This is a genomic window from Aminobacter sp. UC22_36 (assembly GCF_044056035.1).
In the GTDB taxonomy this organism is placed as follows: domain Bacteria; phylum Pseudomonadota; class Alphaproteobacteria; order Rhizobiales; family Rhizobiaceae; genus Aminobacter.
Genome location: NZ_CP171996.1, coordinates 4983336 through 4997884, shown reverse-complemented (window position 1 = coordinate 4997884; position 14549 = coordinate 4983336). Strand labels below are relative to the sequence as shown.

14 protein-coding genes and 1 pseudogene are annotated in these 14549 nt (G+C 63.5%); 11 read left to right on the top strand and 4 right to left on the bottom strand.

From position 1 onward, the window contains the following. Window positions 1–220 precede the first annotated feature (220 nt). From ACHMW7_RS28010 to ACHMW7_RS27975, 8 genes and pseudogenes are all read left to right on the top strand, one after another. Window positions 221–1459, top strand: a complete 1239-nt coding sequence (locus tag ACHMW7_RS28010; RefSeq protein ID WP_395448622.1) for an ABC transporter substrate-binding protein — start codon at window positions 221–223, stop codon at window positions 1457–1459. A 127-nt stretch (window positions 1460–1586) separates the two neighbouring features. Continuing rightward, window positions 1587–2489 (top strand): carbohydrate ABC transporter permease, encoded by a 903-nt coding sequence (locus ACHMW7_RS28005; RefSeq protein WP_395448621.1) that lies wholly within the window; start codon window positions 1587–1589, stop codon window positions 2487–2489. Window positions 2490–2514: 25 nt separating this feature from the next. After that, window positions 2515–3435, top strand: coding sequence for a carbohydrate ABC transporter permease (locus tag ACHMW7_RS28000; RefSeq protein WP_395451460.1), 921 nt, complete (start codon window positions 2515–2517; stop codon window positions 3433–3435). A 4-nt stretch (window positions 3436–3439) separates the two neighbouring features. Then, window positions 3440–4522: an ABC transporter ATP-binding protein gene (locus ACHMW7_RS27995; protein WP_395448620.1), complete on the top strand. Its 1083-nt coding sequence runs from the start codon at window positions 3440–3442 to the stop codon at window positions 4520–4522. Between the two features lie 24 nt (window positions 4523–4546). Next, window positions 4547–5293 (top strand): sugar phosphate isomerase/epimerase family protein, encoded by a 747-nt coding sequence (locus ACHMW7_RS27990; protein ID WP_395448619.1) that lies wholly within the window; start codon window positions 4547–4549, stop codon window positions 5291–5293. A 10-nt stretch (window positions 5294–5303) separates the two neighbouring features. Further along, complete coding sequence (locus ACHMW7_RS27985; protein ID WP_395448618.1) at window positions 5304–6446, top strand: Gfo/Idh/MocA family protein; 1143 nt, start codon at window positions 5304–5306, stop codon at window positions 6444–6446. Window positions 6447–6503: 57 nt separating this feature from the next. Continuing rightward, the gene (gene mgrA, locus ACHMW7_RS27980; protein ID WP_395448617.1) at window positions 6504–7556 is read left to right on the top strand and encodes an L-glyceraldehyde 3-phosphate reductase; all 1053 of its coding nucleotides are present in this window, start codon (window positions 6504–6506) and stop codon (window positions 7554–7556) included. A 168-nt stretch (window positions 7557–7724) separates the two neighbouring features. Beyond that, window positions 7725–8139, top strand: a pseudogene (locus ACHMW7_RS27975) (Fur family transcriptional regulator). A gap of 6 nt (window positions 8140–8145) precedes the next feature. On the opposite strand, the gene ACHMW7_RS27970 reads toward ACHMW7_RS27975, so the two are convergent. From ACHMW7_RS27970 to ACHMW7_RS27955, 4 genes are all read right to left on the bottom strand, one after another. Beyond that, window positions 8146–8775, bottom strand: a complete 630-nt coding sequence (locus tag ACHMW7_RS27970) for a LysE family translocator (RefSeq protein WP_395448616.1) — start codon at window positions 8773–8775, stop codon at window positions 8146–8148. A 1-nt stretch (window position 8776) separates the two neighbouring features. After that, window positions 8777–11761, bottom strand: coding sequence for a DNA polymerase I (gene polA / locus ACHMW7_RS27965; protein ID WP_395448615.1), 2985 nt, complete (start codon window positions 11759–11761; stop codon window positions 8777–8779). Between the two features lie 255 nt (window positions 11762–12016). Then, window positions 12017–12448 carry a GNAT family N-acetyltransferase gene (locus ACHMW7_RS27960; RefSeq protein WP_395448614.1) on the bottom strand — a complete coding sequence of 144 codons (432 nt, stop codon included), beginning with the start codon at window positions 12446–12448 and terminating at the stop codon, window positions 12017–12019. A 151-nt stretch (window positions 12449–12599) separates the two neighbouring features. Beyond that, window positions 12600–12992 (bottom strand): winged helix-turn-helix transcriptional regulator, encoded by a 393-nt coding sequence (locus ACHMW7_RS27955; protein ID WP_395448613.1) that lies wholly within the window; start codon window positions 12990–12992, stop codon window positions 12600–12602. Between the two features lie 142 nt (window positions 12993–13134). Between ACHMW7_RS27955 and gstA the strand changes: the two genes are divergently transcribed. The 3 genes from gstA to ACHMW7_RS27940 are packed head-to-tail and all read left to right on the top strand — an operon-like array spanning window position 13135 to window position 14363. Beyond that, window positions 13135–13740 (top strand): glutathione transferase GstA, encoded by a 606-nt coding sequence (gene gstA, locus ACHMW7_RS27950; RefSeq protein WP_395448612.1) that lies wholly within the window; start codon window positions 13135–13137, stop codon window positions 13738–13740. Beyond that, window positions 13737–14129, top strand: a complete 393-nt coding sequence (locus ACHMW7_RS27945; RefSeq protein ID WP_395448611.1) for a nuclear transport factor 2 family protein — start codon at window positions 13737–13739, stop codon at window positions 14127–14129. Before gstA ends, ACHMW7_RS27945 begins: the two co-directional genes overlap by 4 nt. Window positions 14130–14153: 24 nt before the next feature. Then, window positions 14154–14363, top strand: coding sequence for a 4-oxalocrotonate tautomerase family protein (locus ACHMW7_RS27940; protein WP_395448610.1), 210 nt, complete (start codon window positions 14154–14156; stop codon window positions 14361–14363). Window positions 14364–14549 lie beyond the last annotated feature (186 nt).

Below are 14549 nucleotides of genomic sequence, written 5' to 3'. Positions count from 1 at the left end.
AACGCAATCGTGCGCTGCAAAATGGCCGTCGGCTGTTGATTCATCTGCATGTTTTGCTTGGAAATGCTGCGTTGCGGTGCGATTTGCCCGCATAAATATGTCAATTCCTCTGCCTGCCTTTAGTTCGGGATGCGAAGAAAATGTCGCCCACCCATTGCGGCGTCCAAAAACTTCGCCTAACCTCCATATCTGTAACGTTTCAGATTCAGGGAGGAGTACGATGCGTTATAGGTTGACGACCGCTGCATTTGCAGCAAGCGTCGTGTTTGGGGCTGCAGGTTCAGCCTCCGCGACCGATCTCGAAGTGACGCACTGGTGGACTTCAGGAGGCGAGGCGGCGGCGGTTGGCGAACTCGCCAAGGCCTTCGACGCCACCGGCAACAAATGGGTCGACGGCGCCATTGCCGGTTCCGGCGACATTGCCCGGCCGATTATGATCAGCCGCATCACCGGCGGCGATCCGATGGGGGCGACCCAGTTCAACCATGGCCGCCAGGCGGAAGAACTGGTCCAGGCCGGACTGATGCGCGACTTCACCGAACTGGCCGAAAAGGAAGGCTGGACCAAGTTCATCCACCCCAAGAGCCTGCTCGACGGCTGCACGCTGGACGGCAAGATCTATTGCGTGCCGGTCAACATCCACTCGCAGCAGTGGCTGTGGCTGTCCAACAAGGCCTTCGCCGACGCCGGCGTTGCCGTTCCCAAGAACTGGGATGAGTTCGTGGCCGCGGCTCCGGCGCTGGAGAAGGCCGGCATCGTGCCACTCGCCATCGGCCAGCAGCCCTGGCAGACGACGCTTGCCTTCCAGGTCATCCTCGTCGCGCTCGCCGGTCCGGAAACGTTCCAGAAGGTGTTCGGCGACAAGGACGCAACCCTGGCCGCCGGCCCCGAAATGGCCAAGGTCTTTGCTGCCGCCGACCAGGCGCGCAACATGTCGGCCAAGTCCAACGTCCAGGAATGGAACCAGGCTACCAGCATGGTGATCAGCGGCAAGGCCGGCGGGCAGATCATGGGCGACTGGGCCCAGGGCGAGTTCCAGGTCGCCGGCCAGGTTGCCGGCAAGGACTACACCTGCCTGCCTGGCCTCGGCGTCAACGAAATCATCTCGACCGGCGGCGATGCCTTCTACTTCCCCAAGCAGACCGATCCCGAGAAGGCCAAGGCACAGGAAGCACTTGCCTCGGTGATGCTGTCGCCGGCGACGCAGGTTGCCTTCAACCTCAAGAAGGGCTCGCTGCCGGTGCGTGGCGATGTCGACCTGAACGCCGCCAACGACTGCATGAAGAAGGGCCTGGAGATCCTCGCCAAGGGCAACATCATCCCGGCGCCGGACCAGTTGATGTCGGCCGATGGCGTGACCCAGGTCAACGACCTGTTTGTCGAGTTCTTCGCCAACAAGAGCCTTTCGGCAGCGGACGCGCAGAAGCGTTTTGCCGAAATCATCGCCGCTGCGGACTAGGGCAGGCATCCGGGTTTCCCGACCCGGGCCCTGCTTGAGATGCTGCAGTCATGACAGCGGCGCTCTGCCGGCCCCGGCCTGTCCCGGGACCGGCAGACTGCCTGGTGATCCGGATGGGTGCCGACCGATGACCCTGACGCAAGCGAGCCGACCGAGCCAGTTGTTTCGCAACCTGAATGCCAAGATCGCCTCGATCCCGATGATCCTGACCGCGGTGGTCATCTTCGTCGGCGGCACGGGGTGGACGGTGTTCTACTCCTTCACCAATTCCAAGCTGCTGCCGCGCGCAAGCTTCGTCGGCCTCGACCAGTATGAGCGCCTGTGGGCGACGCCGCGCTGGCTGACGGCGGTCGAGAACCTCGCCATCTACGGCGTCTGCACGCTGGTCTTTTCGCTTGTCATCGGCTTCGTGCTGGCAGCCCTGATGGACCAGAAGATCCGCTTCGAAAACACCTTCCGCTCGATCTTCCTCTACCCCTTCGCGCTGTCCTTCATCGTCACCGGCCTCGCCTGGCAGTGGATCCTCAACCCGAATTTCGGCGTCCAGCAGGTGGTGCGCAACCTCGGCTGGACGAGCTTCACCTTCGACCCGCTCTACAATGCCGACATCGTTATCTACGGCATCCTGATCGCCGGGCTGTGGCAGGGCACGGGGCTGATCATGTGCCTGATGCTGGCCGGCCTGCGCGGCATCGATGCCGATATCTGGAAGGCCGCCCGCGTCGACGGCATCCCGACCTGGAAGACCTATGTCTTCATCGTCATTCCGATGATGCGGCCGGTGCTTGTCACCACGCTGGTCATCATCGCAAGCGGCATCGTCAAGGTCTACGACCTGGTCGTCGCCCAGACCAGCGGCGGTCCGGGCATCGCTTCGGAGGTGCCGGCGAAATACGTCTACAACTACATGTTCCTGGCGCAGAACCTGGGCCAGGGCTTTGCCGCCTCGACGATGATGCTGCTGTCGGTGGTCATCGTCGTCGTGCCCTGGGCCTATCTCGAGTTCGGGGGCAAGCGGCGCCATGGCTGAGCAGGTTTTCCGCGCAGTGCCCGACATGGCGACGGTCGCGCCGGCGGCAAGCAGAGCCGGCGGCCTTGTCGGACCCAGTGGTCCGAGACCGCGGCGCACATTCTCCCGCCGCAACATCTTCGTCTATGGCACGCTCTTCGTTGTCGCGATCTACTACCTGCTGCCGCTCTACGTCATGGTGGTGACGTCGCTGAAAGGCATGCCCGAGATCAGGCTCGGCAACATCTTCTCGCCGCCTGTCGAGATCACCTTCGAGCCTTGGGTCAAGGCATGGTCGAGCGCCTGCACAGGCCTCAATTGCGATGGGCTTTCGCGCGGTTTCTGGAACTCGGTACGCATCACCGTGCCGTCGGTGTTCCTGTCGATCGCCATTGCCTCGGTCAACGGCTACGCGCTCGCCAACTGGCGCTTCAAGGGCGCCGAAATCTTCTTCACCGTGCTGGTCGTCGGCGCCTTCATTCCCTACCAGGTGATGCTCTACCCTGTTGTCATCGTGCTGCGCGAGATCGGGCTCTATGGCAGCCTGTGGGGTCTGGTGCTGGTGCACACCATCTTCGGCATGCCGATCCTGACGCTGTTGTTCCGCAACTATTTCGCCTCGCTGCCGGAAGAGCTGTTCAAGGCCGCGCGCGTCGACGGCGCCGGCTTCTGGACGATCTACCTCAGGATCATGCTGCCAATGTCGCTGCCGATCTTCGTCGTCGCGGTCATCCTGCAGGTCACCGGCATCTGGAACGATTTCCTGTTCGGCGTCGTCTACACCAAGCCAGACACCTATCCGATGACGGTCCAGCTCAACAACATCGTCAACGCCGTGCAGGGCGTGAAGGAATACAACGTCAACATGGCGGCGACGCTGCTGACCGGGCTGGTTCCGCTTGTGATCTATTTCGTTTCCGGCAAGCTTTTCGTCCGCGGCATCGCCGCCGGCGCGGTGAAGGGATGAGGCGATGACGAGTGTCGTGGTCAAGGATGTCTCGCTCAGCTTCGGCGCCTATGACGTACTCAAGCAGCTCAACCTCGACGTGCCGGAAGGTGAGTTCCTGGTGTTGCTCGGGCCGTCCGGTTGCGGCAAGTCAACGCTGCTCAACTGCATTGCCGGCCTGCTCGACGTCTCCCAAGGCCAGATCTTCATCAAGGGCAAGAACGTCACCTGGGAGGAGCCCAAGGACCGTGGCATCGGCATGGTGTTCCAGTCCTACGCGCTCTATCCGCAGATGACTGTCGAGGGCAACCTGTCCTTCGGGCTGAAGACGGCCGGCATGGCCCGCGACGAGATCGCGCGCCGCGTCGCCCGCGCTTCCGAAATCCTGCAGATCGAGTCGTTGCTCAAGCGCAAGCCGGCGGCGCTGTCAGGCGGCCAGCGCCAGCGCGTGGCGATCGGCCGGGCGCTGGTCCGCGACGTCGACGTGTTCCTGTTCGACGAGCCGCTGTCCAACCTCGACGCCAAGCTGCGTTCCGAGCTGCGCGTCGAGATCAAGCGGCTGCACCAGAAGCTCGCCAACACGATGATCTACGTCACCCACGACCAGATCGAGGCGATGACCCTGGCCGATCGCATCGCCGTCATGAAGGGCGGCGTGATCCAGCAACTCGATGCACCGCAGGTGATCTACAACAAGCCAGTCAACCGTTTCGTCGCCGGCTTCCTCGGCTCGCCCGGCATGAATTTCCTCGACGGCGAGGTCGAGGGCGGTGCCGTTCCGGCCTTTGCCATTGCCGGCACGAAAATCCCGCTCGACCGTTATCGCTTCGACGACGTCGCAGCCCCCGGCAAGGCCGTGCTGGGCATCCGCCCCGAGCATGTCGCGCTCGGCGAGGCGGCCGGCGCCATGCCGTTCTCGGCCGAAACAGGCGTCGAACTTGTCGAGCCGATGGGTTCGGACACGCTGGTGTGGACAACGCTCGGCGGCCAGAGCTTCGCCTTCCGCGTCGAGGCCGAGCGGCACATCAGCCGCGGCGACCGGCTTCGCATCGGCTTCGATCCCGCACGTGCCTCGTTGTTTGACGGCCAAAGCGGCAACCGCATCTGACATCAACCAAACCGGACAAAGCACATGGACTGGTCATTTCAACTCTACAGCGCCCGCAACTTCCAGCCCTGGGACAAGGTGCTGAACGTGCTCGCCGGGCTCGGCTACACCAAGGTCGAAGGCTATGGCGGCGTCTACGACGACCCCAAGGCGTTTCGCGGCGAGCTCGACAAGAACGGACTTTCGATGCCGAGCGGCCATTTCGGCATCGACATGCTGGAGCAGGACTTCGCCAAGGCGGCGGAGATTGCCCGCACGCTCGGCATGAAGCTGATCGCTTGCCCATGGCTCGAGCCGGCGGAGCGACCGGCCGACGCCGACGGGTGGCGGGCGTTTGGCAAGCGCCTCGCTGCGGTCGGGGCGAAGGCAAAGGACGCAGGCTTCGATTTCGCCTGGCACAACCATGATTTCGAGTTCGTGCCGGTTGCGGGCGCATTGATGCCGCAGCGTCTGATCCTCGATGCCGCGCCTGACATTGGCTGGGAAGTCGACGTCGCCTGGGTGATCCGCGGCGGCTCCGACCCGCTGCACTGGATCGAGGAGTTCGGCCCGCGCATCCTGGCCGTCCACGTCAAGGACATCGCGCCGCATGGCCAGGCGACCGACGAGGACGGCTGGTCCGATGTCGGTCACGGCACAGTCGACTGGGCCGGGCTGGTGACGGCTTTGCGCAACAGGACGCCGGCCAAGTACCTTGTCATGGAACACGACAACCCGGCCGATTTCGAGCGCTTCGCACGCCGCTCGATCGCAGCCGCAAAGAGCTTCTAGGGGGCAATACATGGCAAGGAAACTCGGGGTCGGGGTGATTGGCTGCGGCAACATCTCGAAGACCTATTTCAAGCACGCGCCGGAGTTCAAAGGCATCGAGATGCGCGCCTGCGCCGACATCAACATGGATGCGGCCAAGGCCAGGGCAAAGGAGTTCAAGCTGCGCGCCGAGACGGTCGATGATCTTCTCAAGGCCAGGGACATCGACATCGTCGTCAACCTGACCATTCCGGCGGTGCACTACGAGGTGTCGAAGCAGGCAATCGACGCCGGCAAGCATGTCTATTCGGAAAAGCCGTTCGTGCTCGCCATCAAGGACGGGCTCGACCTCAAGAAGCGCGCCGACAAGAGGGGCGTCCGCATCGGCTCTGCCCCCGATACCTTCCTCGGCGGCTCGCACCAGCTGGCGCGCCATCTGATCGACTCGGGCAAGGTGGGCAAGATCACCTCGGGCACCTGCCACGTGATGAGCCATGGCATGGAGCACTGGCACCCCAATCCGGATTTCTTCTTCCAGCCAGGTGGCGGGCCGATCCTCGATCTGGGCCCCTATTACATCGCCAATCTGGTCCAGCTGATCGGGCCGGTTGCGCGGGTGGCAGCATTGGCCTCGATCCCGGCCAGGGAACGCACCATCTCGTCCAAGCCGCGCGCGGGTGAAAAAATCCCAGTGGCGACGCCGACGACGATCCTGGCGCTGATGGAGTTCGAGAACGGGGCGGTGTTCACCTTCAACGCCAGCTGGGACGTGTGGGACAGCGGCCATGCGCCGATGGAGCTTTATGGCGAGCAGGGCACCATCCACATGCCGGACCCCAATTTCTTCGGGGGCGAATTGCGCTACACCAGGGGCGAGAAGCCGGTGAAGGCGCTGCCGAAATGGGATCATCCGTTCTCCGTCGCCAATGAGAAGCATCCGCACGGCATGATGGCCAACTACCGCACGGCGGGCCTCGCCGACATGGCGCTGGCGATCATGCAGGGCCGGCCGCACCGCTGCTCGCTCGAGCTCGCCAACCACGTCATCGACATCATGACCGGCATCCTGAAGTCGGGCGAAACGAAGAAGTTTGTCGAGATGCAGACGACCTGCGCGCGGCCGGAGCCGCTCGGCCCCGCTGCTGCAAGGGGGCTGCTGGCACCGTCGAAATAGGCTAAGAGAGGGGAACGGCGTATCAGCCGATTCCCCTTTCCGTTCGAGGACAGCATCATGACCTGGCAGCCGGCTGCGAACCGTTACGAAAACATGGTCTACAATCGCTGCGGCAGGTCGGGCCTCAAGCTGCCGGCGATCTCGCTCGGCCTGTGGCACAATTTTGGCGAGGACACGCCGCACAAGACCAAGCGCGCCATCTGCCAGAAGGCGTTCGACCTCGGCATCACCCACTTCGACCTCGCCAACAATTACGGCCCGCCGCCCGGCTCGGCCGAGACCGCCTTCGGCGACATCCTGCGCACCGACTTCGCCGGCCTGCGCGACGAGATGATCATCTCGACCAAGGCCGGCTACGACATGTGGCCGGGGCCCTATGGCGAGTGGGGCAGCCGCAAATATGTGCTGGCGAGCCTCGACCAGAGCCTGAAGCGCATGGGCCTCGATTATGTCGATATCTTCTACTCGCACCGCTTCGATCCTGACACGCCGCTGGAAGAAACGATGGGCGCGCTCGACCACGCCGTGCGCTCCGGCAAGGCGCTTTATGCCGGCATCTCGTCCTACAACGCCCAGCGCACCCGCGAGGCGGCCGATATCCTGCGCCAGCTCGGCACGCCCTGCCTGATCCACCAGCCGAGCTATTCGCTGATCAACCGCTGGGTCGAGGATGACGGTCTGCTCGACGCGCTCGACGGACTTGGCATCGGCTCGATCGTGTTCTCGCCGCTGGCTCAGGGCATGCTGACCGGCAAGTATCTCGGTGGCGTGCCGGAAGGCAGCCGTGCGGCGCAGGGCAAGTCGCTGCGTCCGGCTTTCCTCAACGACAAGAACCTCGCCAACATCGGCGCGCTCAACGCCATTGCCGAGCGGCGCGGCCAGACGCTGGCGCAGATGGCGCTGGCCTGGGTGCTGCGCGGTGGCCGCGTGACGTCGGCGCTGATCGGCGCCAGCCGCCCCGAGCAGGTCGAGGATTGCGTCGGCGCGATCAGGAACCTCGCCTTCAGCGAAGCCGAATTGGCCGAGATCGACACCTACGCCCGCGAGGCCGACATCAATCTGTGGGCCCGTTCATCGGAACGCGAAGGCCCGGCACGGCAGAAGAAGTAATCCAGCGCCAAGGCTCCCGATGTGCAGGCGGCGGGAGTTCCCGCCGGTTGCCTTTGGGGCAGATTGTCTTTGCCGGCGGGACGCGCTAGCAAAACCCTTGTCCTATCGCCATCTTAGGCGATGGATTGTTCCGTCCGGCCACCTAGTCGGGCAAGGAAGGATGAAAGCATGGCGGCGCGGGTTACGCTGACGAAGAACCAGCAGAAGGTACTGGAGAAACTCGAAGTGGCGACCGGGCCGCTCAGCGCCTACACGCTGCTCGACCAGCTGCGCGATGAGGGGTTTCGCGCGCCTTTGCAGGTCTACCGTGCCCTTGAAATCGCTGATGAAGGACGGGTTCGTCCACCGTCTCGAAAGCCTGAACGCCTTCGTTGCCTGCTCCGAGCCGCACGACCACAGCCATCACAATCACCGCATGACGGCCTTCGCCATCTGCGACACCTGCGGCCAGGTGACCGAGATCTCGGACGAGACGATCGGCAAGCAACTCGACGACTGGGTCGGTTCGACCGGCTTCGTCGCCAAGAAGGCGGTCATCGAGTTCCGCGGCACCTGCGCCAAATGCGCGGCGATCGCCGCCTGATCCAGCCTATCGCGCTGTCGAAAACGCGAACCAGACGGCCACCGCCGCCAGCAGCGCCGATAAGATCTTTCGCGCGACCTGCTCAATCCGTGGGTTGTTGAGCAGGGGCTCGAGCGTTCCTGCCAGTGCCACGATCAATGCATGAATGATGGTCGCGACCGCGACATAGATGGCGGTCAGTGTCAGCGTCTGCGACAGCACCGGCTTGTCGGCGACGATGAAGGTTGGCAGCACCGCGACATAGAACACTGCCGCCTTCGGGTTGAGCAGGTTGGTCACCAGCCCGCGCGTGAAATAGCGCCGGTCGGAATAGCTGCCTTCGGGCATCGCTTCGCCCGGACCGCGCCAGCCTTCATAGGCGAGGTAAAGCAGGAACAGCACGCCGGCCCATCGCAAGCCCTCGTAGAGCAGGCGCGACGACTGGATCAATTCGGTGACGCCAAGTGCCGCGACCACGCCGATAGTAGCGAGGCCGAGCGCGATGCCAGCCACCGTGGCGAAGCCGGCGCGGCGGCCTTCGCCGGCCGACACCAGCGCTAGATAGGTCATGTTCGGGCCCGGCGTCAGCTCGATGATGACGGAGGTTAGCGCGAAGGACAGCAACGTCGGCAGGTCAGGCGACGTTGCCAGCTCCATATCAGTGCGCTTCGTCCCAACTGTTGGCGGCGTTGGCGTCGACATGCAGCGGCACCGACATCGACGCGGCCGGCATGGCGGCGTTTTCCATCACATGGCGCACGACCGGGATCGTCGCTTCGACTTCGCTTTCAACGGTTTCGAAGATCAGTTCGTCGTGCACCTGCAGCAGCATGCGCGCCGACAGATTGGCGGCTACCAGCGCGTCGTCCATGCGGATCATCGCCCGGCGGATGATGTCGGCGGCGGTGCCCTGCAGGCGCGCGTTGATCGAGGCGCGTTCGTTGAAGGCGCGTACCGACGGGTTCGACGAGCGGATTTCCGGGTAGTGGATGCGACGGCCGAAGATCGTCTCGACATAGCCGTTGTCGCGGCAGAACGCCTTGGTCTCGTCCATGTAGGCGCGGATGCCGGGGAAGCGTTCGAAGTACTTCTTGATGTAGTCGGAGGCCTCTTCGCGCGGGATCGACAGCTGGTTGGCGAGACCGAAGGCCGAGATGCCATAGATGATGCCGAAATTGATCGCCTTGGCGCGGCGGCGTACTTCCGACGGCATGCCTTCGACCGGCACTGAAAACATTTCCGATGCGGTCATGGCATGGATGTCGACGCCGTCGGCGAAGGCCTGTTTGAGCTGGCCGATGTCGGCGACATGGGCAAGCACGCGCAGCTCAATCTGGCTGTAGTCGGCCGAGATCAGCTTGTTGCCCTTGTCGGCGATGAAGGCGGTGCGGATCTTGCGCCCTTCGGCGGTGCGGATCGGGATGTTCTGCAGGTTCGGGTCCGACGACGACAGCCGGCCGGTGGTGGTGGCGGCGAGCGCATAGGAGGTGTGGACGCGCTTGGTCTCCGGATTGATGAAGCCGGGCAGGGCGTCGGTGTAGGTCGATTTCAGCTTGGTCAGCTGGCGCCAGTCGACGATCTTGCGCGGCAGCTCGTGGCCTTCGGCGGCGAGGTCTTCCAGCACCTGGGCCGAGGTCGACCACTGGCCGGTCTTGGTCTTGGTGCCACCGGGCAGGCCCATGCGACCGAACAATATGTCGCCGAGCTGCTTGGGTGAACCGATGTTGAAGCGCTCGCCGGCGAGATTGTTGATCTCGTCTTCCAGCCGCGCAGCACCCTGGGCGAGCTCGCCCGACAGCCGCGACAAGATCTGGCGGTCGACCGAAATGCCGCGCTGCTCCATCTGGGCCAGCACCGGCACCAGCGGGCGTTCCAGGCGCTCGTAGACCGAAGTCAGGCCTTTGGCGGCGAGGCGCGGCTTGAGCACGTGCCATAGCCGCAAGGTGACGTCCGCATCTTCGGCGGCGTAAGCTGTCGCCTTGTCGATGTCGACTTGGTCGAAGCCGACGAAGCTCTTGCCGGAGCCGGCGACGTCCTTGAAGGCGATCGGCGTGTGGCCGAGCCATTTTTCCGACAGCGGGTCCATGCCGTGGCCGCCATTGGTGCCGCCATCGAGCACATAAGACAGCAGCATCGTGTCGTCGAAGGATCTGACGTCGACGCCGTGGCGGTTCATCACCACCAGGTCGTATTTCAGGTTCTGCGCGATCTTCAGCACCGACGCGTCTTCAAGCAGCGGCTTGAGGACAGCGATGGCGTCGCGCACCGGGATCTGGTTCTCAACGAGCCCGCCACCGAGAAGATCGCCGCGCCCGCTCTTGTGGGCAAGCGGGACATAGGCGGCACGCCCGGGTGCTGTGGCGAACGAAATGCCGACCAGTTCGGCCTGCATCGGATCAAGCGAATTGGTCTCGGTGTCGAAGGCCATGACGCCGGCTTCGGTAGCTTCGGCCACCCAGGCCTTCAGCGTCGCGAGATCACGGATGGTGACATAGGCGGCGTGGTCGAATTTTTGCGCCGCCGCGGCCGCCGCGATCTTGTTGGCAAGCGCCGTGGGTGTGTCCAGCCCATTGCCGTTGCCGTCGGCAGGGGCAGACGAGGGGACGGCCGCCGCAGCGTTGCCGCCGTTCGCACGCGCCGCGGGAGCTGCGGCCGTCGCCGTCGCCGGTGCGGTCCCCGAGCCGACATCCGGGCCATGCGCATCGGCTCCCCATTGCACGGCAACCGGTACGGCCTCGATCTCGCCGGCTTCGGTGCCCGTGGCTTCGGCCACGCGCCGGGTCAGCGAGGTGAATTCCATGGTCTTGAGGAAGCCGATCAGCTTCGGCCCGTTGGGTGGCTGCAGCACGAAGTCTTCGAGCGCATCGGTCACCGGCACGTCGATCTTGAGCCGCACCAGCTCGCGCGAAATGCGTGCCTTGTCGGCATTGTCGATGATCGACTGGCGCCTTTTGTCCTGCTTGATCTCGGAGGCGCGGGCAAGCAGCGCATCAAGGTCGCCGAACTGCTCAAGCAGCTGCGCTGCTGTCTTCGGCCCGATGCCGGGAACACCCGGCACGTTGTCGACCGAGTCGCCGGTCAACGCCTGCAAATCGATCATCTTTTCGGGCGGCACGCCCCATTTCTCGATGACCTCGGGAATGTTGATCTGGCGGTCCTTCATCGGGTCGTACATCGTCACGGTGGGCCCGACGAGCTGCATCAGGTCCTTGTCGGACGAAACGATGGTGGTGTCGCCGCCGGCCTCGCAGGCGAGTCTGGCGTAGGTTGCGATCAGATCGTCGGCCTCGAAACCTTCCATCTCGATGCAGGGCAGCTCAAAGGCCTTGGTCGCCTGGCGGATCAGGCCGAACTGCGGGATCAGATCCTCGGGCGGCGCCGAGCGATTGGCCTTGTATTCAGGGTACAGCTCGTTGCGGAAGGTCTTTGAAGAATAGTCGAAGATGACGGCGAAATGGGTCGGCACGACACCGGCGTCGGTGTTGCGCGCATCGAGCATCAGCTTCCACAGCATGTTGCAGAAACCAGAGACGGCGCCGACCGGCAGGCCGTCCGATTTGCGGGTCAGCGGCGGCAGCGCGTGATAGGCGCGGAAGATGTAGCCGGAGCCGTCGACAAGGAAGAGATGATCGCCTTTTTTCATGGCGATACGGGTAACTTGGCGCAGCGCGGCTGTCCATGGTCAAGCGGGCTTTGCCGCCGTCTACTGACAAGTCGTTGACGAGCAGCGGCCGTATGCGTCTGGCGCTCGCGCAATCACACGCTCTGCCCACTGCGACGCGGCGTAGGCCGGCGCCGAGGCGCCGGATGCTGCGGGGATCCGGGCGTCGCCGCAAAGGCGGTTGCCGATGTGCTGCAATCGGCAACATTCAAGCTCCGCAAAGGCAGGCTTTGCCTTTCAGAGCGGCGCAAAACGCTTTGAAATGGTCTCGGCTCCGTCGCGATAGTCGGTGAAGCCAATTCCTTGGTAGAATGCCTGGCCGCCCGCATTTTCCTTGCGAATGGTCGCGTCGATGAAGCTGACGCCGGCCTTTTTCGCAGCTTCCACCGTGTTGGCGAACAACGCCCGTCCAGCGCCTCTCTTGTGCGCATGTGGGTCCACGAAGGTTGCGACGATGGCCCAATCGGCGGGCAACCGATCACCCGGCCAGTCCGGGTCGGACCATTCGAGTGACTGGAACCCGAGCAGCTGTTCCCCCTCCAGTGCCACGAAGCAGCTGATTCCGAGTTTCGGTGAAATGAAGTAGGTGATGATGCGCTCTTCGTCGAATTGCTGGCGGTGAGCCGTTGTCCCGCCGATCTCGATGATTTCGTTCAGGATTTGCGCCATTGCGCGTGCATCTTGCGGCAGAGCGGGTCGGACTTGCAGAGGCATGGATTGGTCATTCCACTGTTGGCTTTCAAGGTTTGCTCGAGACTAGGCGGACCACGCCTGTTCTGCAAAGGACGGGATTTCCACCACTGCTTGTGGTGGACTGATGTCAGGAGGCCGCTATCGTCATGCTGCCGGACTGGCCCCCTGCCTGGGCGGCTTTGCGCTGCTTGAGCTTGTGACCGACAGCGACGATCGTCGAAATTGCCGGCAAGAACTCCTGCCCCAGCTCGGTCAGCCCGTATTCGACCGAAGGCGGCGACGTCGGCATCACACGGCGCCAGACAGCGCCTTTCTGTTCGAGGTCGCGCAGCCGTGCCGTCAGCACCTTGGCCGACACCATGGGGATGTCGTGGCGCAGCTCGCCAAAGCGGCGCGGGCCGGCGCTGAGATACCAGATGATGTTGGGCGTCCAGGCACCGCCGAGCAACGACATGCATTCGCTGAGCGGACATGACTCCGGCGGCTCGGGGGCTCTGTTCTTGCGGACCTTCAGGGCCATGATTGTGTTCCGTTACCTCCGGGAAACCGGTGTTACCGCTTGGATACCTCAAAGTGTCGATCACCTCAAGTTAGCAGGTATCCAAAGGTAACGATGGTCTGCTAGCCATGCCGCGTCAAACCGTGACGAAGGAAACGTCTCCATGAAACTCTATTATTCACCCGGCGCCTGCTCGCTGTCTCCGCATATCGTGCTGCGCGAACTTGGCCACGACTTCGACATCGAACGCGTCGACGTTGCCACCAAGGTGACGGAAACCGGGGCCGATTTCCGCGCCATCAACCCCAAGGGCTACGTGCCGGCGCTGCGGCTCGCCGATGGCGACGTACTGACCGAGGGTGCGGCAATCGTCCAGTATCTCGCCGACAGCAACGGCGCGCGACAGCTGGCGCCGGAACCGGGTACGCTGGCGCGCGCCCGCCTGCAGGAGCACCTGAACTTCATCGCTTCGGAGCTGCACAAGGCTTTCGCGCCACTGTTTCACGGTGCGACCGGCGAGGCCAGGGACGCGGCAGCGGCGAATGTCGGGCGGCGCCTCGACCATCTGGAAAAGCAGTTTTCCGATGGCCGTGCCTACCTGCTCGGCGACGGATTCTCGGTTGCCGATGCCTACCTCTTCGTTGTCGCCACTTGGACCGGCCCGACAGGCATCGGCCTGACGCAATGGCCGCGCTTGACTGCCTTCGTTGAACGCGTGCGTCAGCGCCCGTCAGTCATAGCTGCCATGGCCGCTGAGGGATTGGCATGACCGCCGCCGACCACGCCGCCGCCTATGCCGAGGTCGCCCACGCGCTCGCGGACTATTTCGATGGGCTCTACTTCAGCGACACCAAGCGGCTATCCAGGATCTTCCACCCGCAGGCGATCTACGCCTGCGCGACCGAAGGCGAGCTAATGCATCTGACGATGCAAGAGTACTTCCCGATCGTCGACAAGCGGCCGTCGCCGGCCAGCCGATCGGAGCCGAGGGTCGACAGCATCGTTTCGATCGAGTTCGCCGGTCCGGTGACGGCCGTCGCGAAGCTCAATTGCGCCATTGGTCCGAAGCATTTCACCGACTTCCTGACGCTGGTGAAGCTCGATGGCCGCTGGCTGATCATGGCCAAGGTCTTTCACTTCGACATGCAGTCGAACTGAGCAGCTGGGAACGAGCGCGGAAGAATGCCTTACGTCAATATCAAGATCACCCGCGAAGGCGTGACGCCGGAGCAGAAAGCCGCCCTGATCAAGGGCACCACCGATCTTCTCGTCGATATCCTGGACAAGGATCCGGCGACGACGTCAGTGGTTATAGATGAAGTCGATTTGGAAGACTGGGGCGTCGGCGGAATGCCGGTAAACGAGTACCGTCGCCGGCTGCGCGAGGGTTGAAACGGCGCAGCCGCCGATCACGCGCATGTTACAAAAGTGTAATCTTCGTGCCCTTGAATCGCCATGTTCAAAGGAACAAATAATGGGCATCGGCAGTTTTTGCCGAAGTCCGGTCTCAGGCCCGTCCCCCGCCTATCCGGACCCTGCGGCAGCCTCATCCCCCTCTCCGGGCTGCCGCACCGTTTC

Excerpts from the sequence above, each read along its gene's own strand:
- ACHMW7_RS28010 (WP_395448622.1), top strand. The coding sequence starts at position 221 with ATGCGTTATAGGTTGACGACCGCTGCATTTGCAGCAAGCGTCGTGTTT.
- ACHMW7_RS28005 (WP_395448621.1), top strand. The coding sequence starts at position 1,587 with ATGACCCTGACGCAAGCGAGCCGACCGAGCCAGTTGTTTCGCAACCTG.
- ACHMW7_RS28000 (WP_395451460.1), top strand. The coding sequence starts at position 2,515 with ATGGCGACGGTCGCGCCGGCGGCAAGCAGAGCCGGCGGCCTTGTCGGA.
- ACHMW7_RS27995 (WP_395448620.1), top strand. The coding sequence starts at position 3,440 with ATGACGAGTGTCGTGGTCAAGGATGTCTCGCTCAGCTTCGGCGCCTAT.
- ACHMW7_RS27990 (WP_395448619.1), top strand. The coding sequence starts at position 4,547 with ATGGACTGGTCATTTCAACTCTACAGCGCCCGCAACTTCCAGCCCTGG.
- ACHMW7_RS27985 (WP_395448618.1), top strand. The coding sequence starts at position 5,304 with ATGGCAAGGAAACTCGGGGTCGGGGTGATTGGCTGCGGCAACATCTCG.
- mgrA (WP_395448617.1), top strand. The coding sequence starts at position 6,504 with ATGACCTGGCAGCCGGCTGCGAACCGTTACGAAAACATGGTCTACAAT.
- ACHMW7_RS27970 (WP_395448616.1), bottom strand. The coding sequence starts at position 8,775 with ATGGAGCTGGCAACGTCGCCTGACCTGCCGACGTTGCTGTCCTTCGCG.
- polA (WP_395448615.1), bottom strand. The coding sequence starts at position 11,761 with ATGAAAAAAGGCGATCATCTCTTCCTTGTCGACGGCTCCGGCTACATC.
- ACHMW7_RS27960 (WP_395448614.1), bottom strand. The coding sequence starts at position 12,448 with ATGGCGCAAATCCTGAACGAAATCATCGAGATCGGCGGGACAACGGCT.
- ACHMW7_RS27955 (WP_395448613.1), bottom strand. The coding sequence starts at position 12,992 with ATGGCCCTGAAGGTCCGCAAGAACAGAGCCCCCGAGCCGCCGGAGTCA.
- gstA (WP_395448612.1), top strand. The coding sequence starts at position 13,135 with ATGAAACTCTATTATTCACCCGGCGCCTGCTCGCTGTCTCCGCATATC.
- ACHMW7_RS27945 (WP_395448611.1), top strand. The coding sequence starts at position 13,737 with ATGACCGCCGCCGACCACGCCGCCGCCTATGCCGAGGTCGCCCACGCG.
- ACHMW7_RS27940 (WP_395448610.1), top strand. The coding sequence starts at position 14,154 with ATGCCTTACGTCAATATCAAGATCACCCGCGAAGGCGTGACGCCGGAG.